This is a genomic window from Leptolyngbya sp. Heron Island J (assembly GCF_000482245.1).
Taxonomy (GTDB): domain Bacteria; phylum Cyanobacteriota; class Cyanobacteriia; order Phormidesmidales; family Phormidesmidaceae; genus Leptothoe.
The window spans coordinates 58,345-72,601 of record NZ_AWNH01000071.1 but is presented as its reverse complement, the minus strand read 5'-3'; the positions used below and the strand labels follow the sequence as shown (position 1 = coordinate 72,601).

The following is a 14,257-nucleotide window of genomic DNA, read 5'->3' as shown; positions in this document are numbered from 1 at the left end:
CTATGTCTTAGCTTCACAGATAGAAAACAGATTTCAGACCCACCATACAACTTTGCACCGGACCACTCTCCCTGAGCCATAGGTGCAAAACTAACAACACACAGCAAGAAGTTTTGGTAGGCTAGGTTTGCTCTACTACGCAGCAGCCATGGACAACCTACCCACCGCTGAACGCTATCTCTATGAGCTATTTAGCTTTATTAGCGATGGCTACTTGACCGTCACCAACCCCAGCGGTCAGGTTTTTCACTTTGGCTCACCAGAGACCCAGCCCCATCTGCATCTCCAAATCCACGACCAGCGTACCTACGCCAGCATCATCACCTTTGCTTCCCTGGGCTTTGGTGAAGCTTACATGGACGGTTGGTGGGACGAAGCAGAGAATCGGCTGACGGAACTCATCAGCATGCTCTACCGCAACCGGGTCTACTCTAAAGCTAGTCAGAAACTGACAGTCCCCCTGGCCCTACAAATCATTTCTCAGCGCCTCAAAACCATACCGCTGCTGATCCAAAACAGTCGTAAAAATGTGCAATACCATTACGACCTTGGCAATGACTTTTATCAGCTCTTTCTAGACCCCACCCTCACCTACTCCTGCGGGTATCAGGTCACCCCTGAGGACAGTCTAGAAACCATGCAAAACCAAAAATATGAGGTAATTTGTCGGAAGTTAGCGCTTAAACCCGGTGAAACTCTGATCGATATTGGTTGTGGCTGGGGTGGCATGCTGCTCTATGCTGCCGAGCACTATGGCATTACCGGTACTGGCATCACCCTGAGTGAAGAACAGGCAGCACTTGCCAAAAAACGCATCGCAGACAAGGGTCTAACAGACAAAATCAATATACAAATTCAAGACTACCGAGAAACAAACGGAGAATACGACAAATTTGTCAGTATCGGCATGTTTGAACATGTGGGTAAAGGTAATTTTTCCACCTTTATGGAGAAAGCCAGGGCCTTACTAAAACCCCATGGTGTTGGCATGCTCCATACGATTACTACTGAAAGCTCTGAGCGCAATGGTCCGTGGATTGACAAGTATATTTTTCCTGGTGGCTATGCTCCCCAACTCTCTGAAATTTGCCGGGATTTACGCTCAGCCAAACTAACCGTAGCCCACTGTGAAAATCTTAAGCCTCATTACGCAGAAACCTTCAAACGGTGGAGTGAGAATTTCACCGCCAATCGCGAGATTATTGCATCCCTTGCTCCTAATTACGATGAAAGATTCCAGCGGATGTGGTATCTCTACCTGCAATCCTTTGAGGCATCATTCAGAGATGGCAGTATGCACATCTACCAGGTATTGTTCTATGGCGATAAACAATGGAGATTAAACGTACCATTACCTGGATTTTTATCAGAGAATACCAATCAGCGCTAATGAACGTTCCATCAAGCCTCTTCTGTTAACGCCTTCAGAGTCTCGACTTTGATGGTTGAACCCGTCAAAAGGGTTTCAACATCACAGACAGTGAGCGGCTTTGAAAATAAATACCCCTGACCTAGCTCACAGCCTAATGTCTGTAGCTGTTGCAGATGTTGGGGAGTTTCAATGCCTTCCGCTACAACAGTTAGTCCTAGCTGTTTACTGAGAGCAAGAATAGTATTAACAACCTGATAGTTAGGGTTTTTCAGATGCATATTACCGACAAAAGACCGATCGATCTTGAGGGTATGAATGGGTAGACGATGAAGATAACTCAACGATGAGTAGCCAGTACCAAAATCATCAATGCTGATTTGAATCTGTCTTGATGCTAGCTGAGTTAACAAATCAATGGTCTTATCAATATCTTCAATCAGTGTACTTTCTGTAATTTCCAGGGCAATGATGTCTCCCCCTAGACGAGTCGAGTTAAGAATCTGATCAATGTCCTGAAGCAGGCTCGCCCTGTGTAAGTCTTGAACCGAGAGGTTAACACTGATTTTGATAGGAAAATGATTGGGAAATCGGTTTCGCCAGTCGGCCACTTGCTCGCAAACTTGATGAATCATCCAGCTATCTAGCGACGTAATCAAACCAGTCTCTTCAGCAATCGGAATAAATTCACTCGGGCAAATGAGCCCACGGGTTGGGTGTTGCCATCGGGCTAATGCCTCAAATCCAATCAATCGGTTATCAATTAAACGGATGATGGGTTGATAGTAAATAATAAATTCTTGCTGGGTGAGGGCCTTACGCAGATCGGTTTCTAAAGTAAGCCGATTCATTGCCTCTAAGTACATTTCGCCATCAAAGAACTTATAAGAATTATTCTCTTGGGCTTTGGCGCGATACATGGCAATATCAGCATCTCGAATCAGATTTGATGCCTCATGATAGGCTTCACTACCAATAGCGATACCAATGCTGGTACTCACGAAAATTTTGTGATCATCAATCAGAACTGGCGTGTGACAATCTGCCAGAATCCGCTCAGCGACTTGAATAACATCTTCAACGGTACTGACATCCTCTAACAAAATAACAAATTCATCGCCCCCCAGTCGGGCAACCATATCAGTATTTCGGAGATGTTGTTTGAGACGTTTAGAAATTTCAATCAGGAGTTTATCGCCGACTAAATGCCCTAAACTGTCGTTAATAATTTTGAATCTATCCAAATCTAGAAATAGGACGGCATATTGGTAAACTTGCAGCCGTCTAGCCCGTTGTAGCGCTAGTTCACAGTCGGTCTAACAACAATCGCCTGTTGGGTAAACCGGTCAGCGGGTCGTGCAAGGCGTTGTGAATGCTTTGTTCTTGCGCCTGTTTGAGTTCACTGATGTCTCGACAGACACAGATGATACGTCCATCTTCCATCAAACTCAGAGAAACTCCCTGAGCAAAGGTTGAGCCATCTTTGCGGGTTGCGATCGCTTCTCCCTGCCAGGCATAATTGCGTTCGAGTATTGGGAAAACTTCTTGCTCAAATCGTTCAATTTCTGCGGGAGCATATAAGATCCGCCAGGAATTACCCAATAATTCATCAAGATGCGTATAACCAAATAAATTCAGATGTGCCTGGTTCACATAGATATAGGCGTCATTTTGCAAAATACCAATGCCGTCAATCGCAGCTTCAATGGCAGCCAGTTGCTGCTTAATCACCATTTCAGCAGCCTTGCGATCAGTAATATCTTGACAAGTCCCCAACACTCCGATCACCTCCCCTTCTAGATTATGGAGAGGCAGTTTCGTCGTTTCTATCCAGATTTGATTGCCGTCCGCTGTTTGCTGGGTTTCCAGAACACGAACCTTAGCGGTATTCGATTCCATAATCTGGCGATCGTTAGCACGATAGGCGTCAGCTTCCTCTAGGGTCCAGGGCAGATCATAATCTGTCTTGCCTGGGATATCGCTCAAAGATTGTAGCCCTGCATTTGCCAAAAAGTTGCGGTTACCCCCTAAATAAACTGAATTCCGATCTTTCCAAAAGATCGTTAGCGGAAAGGTATCCAAAACGGTATGTAGAAACTGCTCCCGCTCTTGCAATTCAGCCGTGCGCTCAGCCACCTTAGCCTCTAAAGCCTGATTCAGCTGCTCTAAGGCATGATTGGCTCTTTGACGCTCTAGTTCAGCCGCTGCTCGGGCAGCAAAGACTTGAAGAATCTGCATTGCCCGTTGCACATCTTGCAATGGCTGATGATGGAAAATACATAGGATGCCAGTGATGTTTCCTTTAATATCTCGTAGAGCAATTCCCAAATAACTCTCTGCACCCATGTCTAAAAGCGATTGATAGTTAGGAAATTGTTGCTGAACAGCTCGCTCACAATAGAAAAACCCCTCTTGCATTGACCGTTCGCAGGGTGTGTCAGGCAAAGGATAAGACTCATTTGGCTGCAACTTACCGTTAGCCCAAACAGCTAAGGATTGAAGTTTGTGATCACAGCACTCAGTCACAAAAACATAGGAGACCTCTAAGGCTTCGGCAATATGCCTGGCTAACGCAGAAAAAAAATCTTGACCTGTTGTCGCGGCAGTCCCAGCTATCAGGTTTTGCAATTGGGATTCCGCCTGTTTGCGATCGCTAATATCCGTATCTACAATGGTCAGATCCCAGCATTCTCTAACCTCATTCCACTGCACAAAACAATTAGTTAAAATCCAGCAGGCGGACCCATCTTTGCGGTTAAACCGATACTCCATCCGATGGGTTGAGGTACCACGATGAGCCAGAATCGCTTGAAACACAGGCAGGACTTCCAGCGCCCAATCATCGCTATCAATCCGAGATTGCCATAGCTTTACATCGAGAAAGAGTTCATCAGCGGCGTAACCAAAGTTTTTTTCACAATGGGGCGAGATATAGTCATATTGGATCTCGCCATCTGGGTAAAGTCGCAGGCGAGTAATACCTGAGATCGCAGTATCTAGAACTTCACTGAGCTGTTGTTGCGAGTTTTGCAAAGCCAGTTCCAATTGCTTGCGGGGCGTAATATCTTGGTAGGTTCCTAACACACCAAACACCTCGCCTGACAGATTATAAAGAGGTAATTTATTTGTTTCCAACCAGACACGTTTACCCTCTGCATTGATCAGGGGTTCAATAATGCCTAACTTGGCCATATTAGAAGTCATCACCTGGCGATCGTCAGCCCGGTATGCTTCTGCTTGAGCTTCTCCCCAAGGCATATCGTAGTCAGTTTTTCCGATGATGTCTGCAATAGAAGCTAAGCCAGCATCTTGCGCACAATTACGGTTACAGCCTAGATAAACAGAATTACGATCCTTCCAAAAAATCGATAGCGGAAACGTATCCAGCACAGTCTGTAGAAATTGTTCTCGCTCCTGTAGTGCTGCTGTCCGTTCTGCCACTTTGGCCTCTAGTGCCTGGTTTAGCTGCTCTAAAGACATGCGGGCTCGCTGACGTTCCAGCTCGGCAGTCGCCCGAGCTGCAAATACTTGCAATATTGCCTCAGCTCGCTGAGGTGATTGAATAGGTTGATGATCAAGAATGCATAAATCACCGATGACATTCCCCTGGACATCGTACAGCGCAATTCCTAAATAGCTCTCTGCGCACATCTCAGCTAAATCTAAGTCTTCAGGGAAATATTGCTGCAACAAAGCCGCACAATAAAAACGGCCCTGACGCAGGGTAAGTTCGCAAGGGGTTTTAGCTGGATGATAAGAAATGGGTGAATGCAGCGTACCATTTGCCCAAAATGCCAATGCTCGTAGCTCATCACCAACCAGCTCAGTCACAATTGCATAGTTGACGTCCAGGGCAGCCGCAATGTGACGGACCAGGGCGGGAAAAAAGTCTTTCCCAGTAGTAGCAGCAGTCGCCTCAATCAATTCTTGTAGCTGTCGTTCAGCCTGTTTGCGATCGCCAATATCACGCACAATAAACAGAACTTCATCTTCCGCAATTTTGATTACCCTGACTTCTTCATCGCGGCTTTGGTCTTCTAGCTGTACTTGCTGCTCGTAGGTTTGCAAGTGTCCTGTACAGAGCGCCTCTTTTAGATAGGATAGTTGTTGTTTAGCAACTTCTCCTGGTAGCACCTCTGCCATCGGTAAGCCAACAGGGTCTAAATTTTCAGAAAATAACGTAATCTCTTTTTTATACGTTATCACCTCCCGATAGATACCTTGCCTATCCACACAAAATAAATAATCTGGAATCGCTGACAAAATTGCCTGTTTTATAAATTCTCCCCGATCCAAAACAGACTCAATATGCCTCACTGCAGCCGTAGGATCAGCACTCTGTTTTTTTGCCATCTCTTCCTGGCTATGCTGTTGAACTTCTGCCTCTTGTTGAGATGGCTCATGGTCAACAAGGGGTTGCAATATGCATAATGACTGCAAGGTGGTTTGAGTCACCAACCCTACCAAACGCTCTTGCTCATCTAGTAGTGGTAAATGGCGCACACGATGTCGTTGGAGCAATTCAAGAGTCTCGCCTACATCCGTAAAGTCAGCTTCAGATAAAGTGACCACAGGCGACGTCATGACTGCATGCATCGTCACCCCATTCAGGGAAGACTTTTGAGCACTCAGACGTACCACATCCCTCGCCGTCAGTAACCCACATACTTGCTCAGCCGCTACTACCACTACGCAGTCCGACCGCTCTGCCAAAATCTGCCTATGTAAGCTACTGACTCCTACAGGTTGGGATAGATTTTCCTGATTTTGCAGCTGGGCCATTTTAGCGATCGCATCAATCACCAACGTATCTGGGGCAACCACCAACGGCTCTCGAATAATCGCCGAGTCTAAACTTAGCGGCATAGCGCCCGTAACACGAGTGGTCATAAATCTTCAGGAAAGGCTCATCTTAACCAACAACAGAGGCTACACCTGAAGCCAAAAAGTTTCAGAATGCATACCCCTGTTTTAGCGTCAAAGACACCGTAGTGCCCTGTCAACTTTGATAGCGTACGTGTATCGAGCCAGGCAAAATTGCCCCACAAAATTAATGCATAGTAGTCTCACGAGGCTAGAGCGATAGGAAAGTATCAATAAAACAGAGGTGTCAGTCTTAGTAATGGTGTACTATTAGGCTGAAGCTTGTTAATATATGAAACGCTTCATGGCTGCCAAAGACGTTTTTCATAATGCTGTCAAATATGCTCTTGAAAAAGATGGTTGGCATGTCACCGATGATCCCCTATTCATCCGCTTTGGAGGGATTGATATGTACATCGATCTCGGGGCTGAACGTATTATTGCTGCTGAGCGTAATAATCAAAAAATTGCGGTTGAAATTAAAAGTTTTATCGGCCCTTCCGAAACTACTGAATTTAGTATGGCTTTGGGCCAGTTTCTGAAATATCAACTTGCTCTTGAAGAAGAGCAGCCCGAGCGCAAGCTTTATTTAGCGGTACCACAAGATACCTATAGAACCTTCTTTTCATTAGAGCTGACGCGCCGCCTAGTCGAGCGATACAAAGTTAGCTTGATTGTTTATGATCCAGAGGAGGAGGTTATCGTGCAATGGCAACCGTAGAGAACTATCGACAGATTGTACAAAAGCTCTTAAAGGACTACAGCGAAATTAAAGCTAGCAACGAAGATGTAGAGGCTGAAACCATCTTTGACCTTGCCCAAGATCGATATCAGGTTGTGCATGTCGGCTGGTCTAATAAGCGCCGTATTTACGGGTGCGTTCTTCACCTAGATATTAAAGATGCAAAAATCTGGATTCAGCATGATGGCACTGAAGGTGGTATTGCCAATGAGCTTGTAGAGCATGGCATTCCTAAGCATGATATTGTCCTTGCTTTTCAGTCGCCCTTTAAACGTCAATTTAGTGGTTTTGCTATCGATTAATAAAAAACATTCACTAGTCCTCAATAACTTTCAGAAAATCTAATCAGGTCACAAAAATCTGTAAAACTGTTTGTGAGCTATGCACTTAACCTTGCAAATCTGCCAGTGCGCCGCGAGCCATATTGGCAATCGCTTTATCCGTCGCCTTGGGCAGCTGATAGTACTTGCCGCCCGCCGTCTTAGCCAGCTCTTTGCCAAAACCAGTTGACACAAACTTTCGCTCGGTGTCGATAATCAAGAGCTGGAAACCAGTCATCCGAATACGACCAGCAATGTCTAGCAGTTCCGCTTTAATATCTGGCTTTTCACCCTCTTCCATCGGTTCTCCCAATGAACGAGCCAAGGGTACGTTCCCCCGACCATCGGTAATCGCAATAATCACCACGTTGCCCACATCACCAGACTGTTGAGCATTGACACCCACACGGACGGCCTGGCTAAGACCGTGAGCCAGGGGCGAACCTCCACCACAGGGCATGGTCTCCAATCGACGACGGGCAGAGGTAATGGAACGTGTGGGGGGCAACAACACATCTGCCTGTTCACCACGAAACGGAATCAGGGCCACCTGATCACGATTCTGGTAAGCATCAGTTAACAAACTCAGAACAGCGCCCTTGGCTGACTGCATCCGGTTTAGAGCCATCGAGCCTGAAGCATCGACAACAAAAATAATCAATGAACCGGCTTTGCGGGCCAAACGCTTTGCTCTGATATCCCCTTGTTCAACAATCACTTTTCGCTCGGGCTGACGGGCTCGGCGAGCTTTTTGGTAAGGAGCCGCCGCCCGCAATGTAGCATCAACGGCAATCCGACGGACTGGTCCCTGGGGCAAAATTGGCTTGATATAGCGCCCCCGATCTTCAGAAATAACCAGACTTTGGCTACCTGAGTTGCCTTGTTTGCTCATGCTCTCAGCAAATAACAAGAGCGACGGATCTAAGACAACTCCCTCAGGATCAAACAAAAACTCTTCAGGGATACTGGGAGGAGACTCTTCCTGTTCCTCATCAGTATCGTCATCATCGTTGTCGTCGTCGTTGTTCTCTTGAGAATCGTCTTGATCGTCTTCCTGCTGATTTTCTGGCGGCGGCGGTGGCGGGGGCTGCTCATCTTCCGGCGGCGGCTGATCCATATTCATGGCGCGGGGAATAATCACTAACTCCACAGCTCGCCGGAGGTCGTCGGCATTGATTTCAGTGCGTCCTTCGAGGGCAGCGCTGGCCTTGGCAACTCTTACTGCAAATAGTTCTGCACGGTGGCCTTCCACACCGCCACGAATTGCTTCGGTAACTAGATATTGCACCTGATCAGAGGTAATCACGACGTCTTTAAGCCATTCACGGGCCAGAATAATTTGAGTTTTCAGGTTGTCAATTTCTTCGGTGTATCCGGTTAGGAACCCTTCTGGATCGTTGGCGTAGTTAGTCGCCTGGTCTGTGGCATCTACCCGTTCTTCCATTGTGAGAGCCCGATCGGCGGATAGAGCGATCGCAATCCGGTCCAACAGATGCTGCCGTAAAACCCCTTCTTCAGGGTTATAGGTGGCCACCAAGAGCGGTTTGCAGGGATGCTGAAAACTAATCCCCTCCCGTTCAATTTGGTTCCGACCTTCGGTTAACGTGCCCAACAGCAGGTTAGAGATCTGATCATCCAGCAGGTTGACCTCATCGACATAGAGGACACCGCGATTGGCTTCAGCCAATAACCCCGGCTGAAAAACCGATTCTCCTGTTTGAATCGACTTAGCTACATCCACCGAGCCCAGCAACCGGTCCTCCGTTACCCCCAATGGGATCTGAATAAAAGGGGCTGGAATCACCTTAGTCGGCAAATCATCTAAATTGGGCGGTTCCCCACAATTACCAAAACGATCGAGGGTAGCATCATCCCACTCGCGCATATTAGTTGGATCAGCATTGGCACAAGAGCCGTCGATCACTTCAATCGGCGGCAATAGCTGGTGCAAACCTCTCGCTAATACAGATTTAGCTGTACCACGACGCCCTGCAATTACCACCCCTCCTAAGCCAGGATCAATCGCAGCCAATAGTAACGCTAATTTAATTGCATCCTGGCCAACCACAGCCATGAGTGGAAATGTAATGGGCGTATCCGCAAGGACCTGCATCTTTTCTCTCTACTCAACGTAATAATTAATGTATCACTGCTCTTCAGCAATCGTGCCCATGAAAGTAAGCAACTTCGATGGTGTGGGCCATACGTTCAGCCTTTAGAATTTAAACTGTCTATCTCTGTGAGTTCCTGATGCCTGTCGCTGTCTGTAAACTACTGATCTACAAGGGTCAGTACAGCAATTGCCAAATTAAAGTGCCAGATGTTGAGACCAAACTAACCGCTGTCAAGATAGGTAACCAACTCTACAGCCTGTTTCGTCGGTTTGAGACTGCAGAGGAGGTGATTAAGGCATTGATCAAACTGGCTCAAAATGTTGATGAACAGCTGGCCTTAACAAAACAAGGCCGACAAGGCTATGTCATGTGGGCCTTAGAACTTGAGGCCCAGGTCTTCAAAGGGCCTAGGAAGGATGGGCGTAAATGGCCCACCCATAGCCCTGCCCCCTGCTTAATACTGGGAGATGCTAAACAATATCACCAGTGCTATGTCATGGTCCCTGACCTGATCGAACCGCTGGTAGCCCTACAGTATGAGGATCGATTTTACAGCGTTTACCAAACTAGCCTGGAGGCCGATGAGGCATTGGACCTGTCCACTCAGCTAACATGGCGTGGACATGACAGCGCGATCGCATCTACTGCCAAAGGCTATGCCGTATGTCTGTGGGAACCTGAAGCGGCTCCCCAAGTACCCACATAACCGTCCATGTGGATCAGCCCTTTCTCCTGAATCCAGAGGCCTCAAAATTAGCCTTAACGACGTCCCGGCAGAATAGGCTGCTCTACCGCATTTCGGAATCGTGCAACATCTTCCCCAAAGTCGATGGGTAGTACAGCGACGACGTTTTCATGGGGACGAGGAATGATGACCCAGGTTTCCAGAACGCCACCAGGGGCATTTTCTGCAGCCTCAACTCCAGCCGCCATCGCCGCTTTCACCTCAGAAACATCCCCCCGAATGTTGATGCAAAAACGAGCACTACCTGCCCGAATGTAATTAACCAATGTGACTCGTCCTGCTTTAACCATCGCGTCTGCGGCGGCGAGTACAGGGGGAAACCCTTTTGTTTCTAGCGATCCTACTGCCTCGGGCATTGCCGTTCTCCTTAAATACGAGCCTTAAGTTGGCTATTACTTGATAACTCCAACGTCTATTCTACGGGAGACGCGGGGGCTTGAATAGCCACAGTGGGTTGCATTTGCTCAACAAACGTTTCAACAGTTGTAACGTATTTGAGTCCAGCCGTATCCGCCACATTGTTATGTCCTGCTTCTGGGACTAACCAAAGCTGTTTAGGCAAGGGGGATGCTTTATACAGTTGTTCTGACATTACAGCGGCGGTTGTGTCATCCTCCAGACCATGAATGTATAGCACCGGTACCTCCAGCTGGGGAACCTTGGCTATGGAATCAAACCGCTGGGTCAAAATCCAGTTCACTGGCACCCAATTATATTGACCGCTAAATTGAACGGCTTGCAGCATAGAGCTAAAGGTACTTTGGACAATTAGCCCTGCCATCGAACGCTGTGTAGATAGCTCAATGGCAATAGCTCCACCCAGGGAATGGCCAAATACCCAAATCTGCTGTGCCGGAATCTGATGGGTTTCTGCGAGATAGCGATAGGCTGCGATCGCATCGTCATACACCCGCTGCTCATTGGGGAACGGTCCCATACTCTGCCCATATCCTCGATAATCCACCAGCAATACATTGAATCCCATCCGCTGATAGCGATGGGCCAGCCCTAAATTGGCCCCAATGTTTTCACTATTGCCATGTAAGTATAGGAGTGTTAGTCCATAGTCAGCCAAGTTTCCCTGTAACCCTGGCAACCACCAGCCATGCAAGCCTTGCCCCGGTGAAGCCTTGCCTTCTGGACTAATCCAAACCTCTTCATAATCTAGCTGCTGTTCTTCTGGGGTCTGAGTTAATTGCAGCGTCGGTTTAAAGATCAGTCTCGTTTGATAAAAATACAATGCCACACATATCGTTCCATAAACGCCAGCTATCGCTATAACCAGCGCCTGAAAACCTTTATAAGCAATCATTTACAGCCTCAATCTAGAAACTCAACAGCCACTGGCAATAATGCCCCAAACCCATAGGCAATGTCGGTAGCAGCTCAAACCAATGGTCAATTATAAAGACCACTCTTCCTCAAGCGCCTCTAGCTGCCATACACGGGTTTCAGTAGTTACCGCCAAACACGCCTTAACATCAGGTGCCGCTGGCAAATTAGCCTCATACTCACAGTGGGCATCCCGATAATCAAGCCACGACAGCTGCACATCTACCAATGCTTCTCCGGTCGCTTCACTCGCTAGGGATTGCACATTCTGGTAAACCTCATTAAGCTGAGCATCGATATCAGCCAAACCGATTTCAGTTTTGACCGTTTGCTGCAATTCAGCAATCCGATTATCTGTAATTTGCTCCATGCAAGTCGCCTGAATTAATGGAGCCATGGAGCCCCCCTCAAAGCGATCGCTCTCAAATGTACACTGAGCATCCCGAAACACAATCCAACGTTCTTCAGCAGCAGTTAATCGCGCTTTAGCTGCATCATCCAGCCCCTGGCGCACCTCCTGGTATACCTGGTTCAGGGCTTTATCCGAAATGGCATAGTTTTCAGCAGCACACTGATTCATCTCCTGCTGGGTCGTCAGCTGCCCACAGTCTTTTTTAGCAAGCGCCACAGGTGAAGAGCGCGAGGACGGTTGGGATGCAGACGGAGTCTCTGTCCCGCTGGGGGAAGCACTTGAAGGAGTCCTCGGAGTTTCTGTCGCCTGACTTTCTGGGGCATCAGTCTCTGGGGGGGCAACTTCAGTGGATTCAGGAGTTGTGCCAGCGGATTCTTCAGGAGCCGTCACCGACGGAGACTGTCCACAGCCGACTAACCCTAAGATCAGCACTAAAGAGAATAGGTTTAAGGTTGGTTTACTCATGATCACATGACACCAGCTTGCTCCATTGGAGTGTAGCGCACCCATCTTCAGCCCATGGCAAATCTAAAGATTATTCAGCAGTTCTAGCCGTAGGTGTTACTGGAAGCTGTAGATTAAACGGACTTAGAGACTGGGTTTAAGCTGCGGCACCCCCAGCTTCCTTCACACGTTTGTCTGGCTGGGTAGGTTGCATAACAGATGCAGGATTGGCTAGGGCAATTCAGCCCCCTGAAACTTTAATACTTCAGAAATACTTCAGACCTTTTCCCACTCCTCCGTACTCATACTTTCGTCCCTCATTCTCATCGTCTCCTGTGCACATTGTCGCCTATCTCTACACAGATCCTCTTCTAGACCCACCAGTGGACAGTAGTGCTCTGTGGGGTTGGGAGGTTGATCGCGTTTATCACGATACGCCGCTAACAGCACAGCGCCCTCAGCTACAGGCACTGCTGAATCAGGCCCAGGCCCCTGACTATCTGCTATTACGACGACTGGCTGAGCTGGGGGATTCTTTGTCGGCAGTAGCTCAAAATTTAGCCACTTTAGAAGCCGCCGGAACCGTGGTTATTGCCACGGAAGAAGCCTATCAAACTCCAGCCCCAGGAGATTCTCATACTCCACTACCGGTTGTGTTAGCAGCAGTCCAGACAGCTCAGCGTCAACGTCGGATTCGCCAAGGACATGCAGCGAACCGATTAAAGGCTTTACCTCCACCTGGGAAGGCTCCCTATGGCTACCGTCGTGGCAAACAGGGGTATGTGATCGATCGAACCACGGCCCCAATACTTAAAGCATTCTTTGAACAGTTTTTGCTATATGGTTCGCTTCGGGGTGCCGTACGTTACATTGCCAAGCAATACCGTAAGCAGATCTCCGTTTCAACGGGACGGCGATGGCTAGATCATCCCATTTATCGAGGCCATACCCGCTATGGCGACGGTGGTATTGCGCTTAATACTCATCGCCCCATCCTAGACGCTACTGAAGCGGCTCAAATTGATCGGTTATTGCGGCGCAATAGCTCGTTGCCCGCTAAAACGGCCAGCGCCCCACGTTCTTTAGCGGGTCTGGTTACCTGCCAACAATGTCAGACTAAACTAACTGTCAGTCGGGTGAGTACGCCTCACCGGGCCAATAGCTATACCTACATGCGGGCCCCATGCTCAGCCAAATGCAAAGCCATTCCCTACGAGACTTTACTTAAACAAACGATTGAGGCGATTTGTACCGAACTTCCTAAAGCAGTTAGTCAGCTCTCAACACCTGCTCAGCATCCTAAAACTGCATTAAAAGCTGCGATCGCAACCCAGCAATCCATACTCGAACAGCTGCCCCAGCTAGTCAGCCAAGGTATCTTAGACCAAACAACTGCTGACCTGCGGGCCTATGGTGTACACACAGAAATTGCTCACCTCAATCAGCAACTCGCCCAGCTGCCCCCAGTCAATCTCAAAGAACTTACCCAAGCTGTTAGTATTCCTCAATTTTGGGAAGACTTATCAGAACCTGAGCGCCGTTTTTTCTTCCGAGAGTTTATCCGCGAAATTCAGATCCTGCGCCACAACCAAACCTGGACACTTAAGCTGGTATTTACGTTTTAAGTTTCAGAGGCAGACGAGAATTGAGCACCCAGTAATTACTCATCCAGCAGCCATTTGGCGGATGTGCATTAGATAACAACACTGCAACATTAGCATTCTCCGTAAGACCACCTAAAACAAAAGAGAACAAGTTCACTCTCTTTATGGAAGTCTGTTCTAAGCAACCCTTACAAGCCATGGCAGCCACAAACTCTTCAAGAAAAAGATAAGTATTTTCCAGCATTTCGACGCGAGTTTTAAGTATTAAATTTGACATACAAAGGTCAACGACACGGATATGCCACGTCGAAA

Annotated in this window: 11 protein-coding genes and 1 pseudogene; 5 read left to right on the top strand and 7 right to left on the bottom strand. The window is 47.8% G+C overall.

All coding sequences use genetic code 11. From position 1 onward, the window contains the following. The first annotated feature begins 148 nt into the window (after nt 1-148). Nucleotides 149-1,390 carry a class I SAM-dependent methyltransferase gene (locus N836_RS59610; protein ID WP_023074371.1) on the top strand — a complete coding sequence of 414 codons (1,242 nt, stop codon included), beginning with the start codon at nt 149-151 and terminating at the stop codon, nt 1,388-1,390. An 11-nt stretch (nt 1,391-1,401) separates the two neighbouring features. Here N836_RS59610 and N836_RS59605 read toward each other — a convergent pair. Both N836_RS59605 and N836_RS77145 read right to left on the bottom strand, forming a co-directional pair. Then, a pseudogene (locus tag N836_RS59605) lies at nt 1,402-2,661 on the bottom strand (putative bifunctional diguanylate cyclase/phosphodiesterase); the annotation flags it as partial. Nucleotides 2,662-2,674: 13 nt separating this feature from the next. Further along, the gene (locus tag N836_RS77145) at nt 2,675-6,259 is read right to left on the bottom strand and encodes a PAS domain S-box protein (protein WP_023074369.1); all 3,585 of its coding nucleotides are present in this window, start codon (nt 6,257-6,259) and stop codon (nt 2,675-2,677) included. Between the two features lie 277 nt (nt 6,260-6,536). On the opposite strand from N836_RS77145, the gene N836_RS59600 reads away from it, so the two are divergent. Both N836_RS59600 and N836_RS59595 read left to right on the top strand, forming a co-directional pair. Beyond that, on the top strand, nt 6,537-6,953 hold the full coding sequence (locus tag N836_RS59600; RefSeq protein ID WP_023074368.1) for a XisH family protein: 417 nt from the start codon (nt 6,537-6,539) through the stop codon (nt 6,951-6,953). Next, nucleotides 6,941-7,276 carry a XisI protein gene (locus N836_RS59595; protein ID WP_023074367.1) on the top strand — a complete coding sequence of 112 codons (336 nt, stop codon included), beginning with the start codon at nt 6,941-6,943 and terminating at the stop codon, nt 7,274-7,276. Before N836_RS59600 ends, N836_RS59595 begins: the two co-directional genes overlap by 13 nt. Before the next feature lie 85 nt (nt 7,277-7,361). Here the strand turns inward: N836_RS59595 and bchD are convergent, their stop codons facing one another. Further along, nucleotides 7,362-9,407 (bottom strand): magnesium chelatase ATPase subunit D, encoded by a 2,046-nt coding sequence (bchD, locus tag N836_RS59590; protein ID WP_023074366.1) that lies wholly within the window; start codon nt 9,405-9,407, stop codon nt 7,362-7,364. A gap of 137 nt (nt 9,408-9,544) precedes the next feature. Between bchD and N836_RS59585 the strand changes: the two genes are divergently transcribed. Then, nucleotides 9,545-10,114, top strand: a complete 570-nt coding sequence (locus N836_RS59585; protein WP_023074365.1) for a hypothetical protein — start codon at nt 9,545-9,547, stop codon at nt 10,112-10,114. Nucleotides 10,115-10,167: 53 nt separating this feature from the next. On the opposite strand, the gene N836_RS59580 is transcribed toward N836_RS59585, so the two are convergent. From N836_RS59580 to N836_RS73610, 3 genes are all read right to left on the bottom strand, one after another. After that, complete coding sequence (locus tag N836_RS59580) at nt 10,168-10,509, bottom strand: carbon dioxide-concentrating mechanism protein CcmK (RefSeq protein ID WP_023074364.1); 342 nt, start codon at nt 10,507-10,509, stop codon at nt 10,168-10,170. A gap of 56 nt (nt 10,510-10,565) precedes the next feature. After that, the gene (locus N836_RS59575; protein WP_200867448.1) at nt 10,566-11,399 is read right to left on the bottom strand and encodes an alpha/beta hydrolase; all 834 of its coding nucleotides are present in this window, start codon (nt 11,397-11,399) and stop codon (nt 10,566-10,568) included. A gap of 156 nt (nt 11,400-11,555) precedes the next feature. Beyond that, nucleotides 11,556-12,362, bottom strand: a complete 807-nt coding sequence (locus N836_RS73610; protein ID WP_161635001.1) for a lysozyme inhibitor LprI family protein — start codon at nt 12,360-12,362, stop codon at nt 11,556-11,558. A 314-nt stretch (nt 12,363-12,676) separates the two neighbouring features. Here N836_RS73610 and N836_RS59570 point away from each other — a divergent pair, with 314 nt between their 5' ends. Beyond that, entirely contained in the window at nt 12,677-13,966 is a 1,290-nt protein-coding gene (locus N836_RS59570; RefSeq protein WP_031293388.1) for a recombinase family protein, read from the top strand. On the opposite strand, the gene N836_RS77630 is transcribed toward N836_RS59570, so the two are convergent. Beyond that, nucleotides 13,956-14,222, bottom strand: coding sequence for a hypothetical protein (locus N836_RS77630; RefSeq protein WP_023074360.1), 267 nt, complete (start codon nt 14,220-14,222; stop codon nt 13,956-13,958). The genes N836_RS59570 and N836_RS77630 overlap by 11 nt on opposite strands. Nucleotides 14,223-14,257 lie beyond the last annotated feature (35 nt).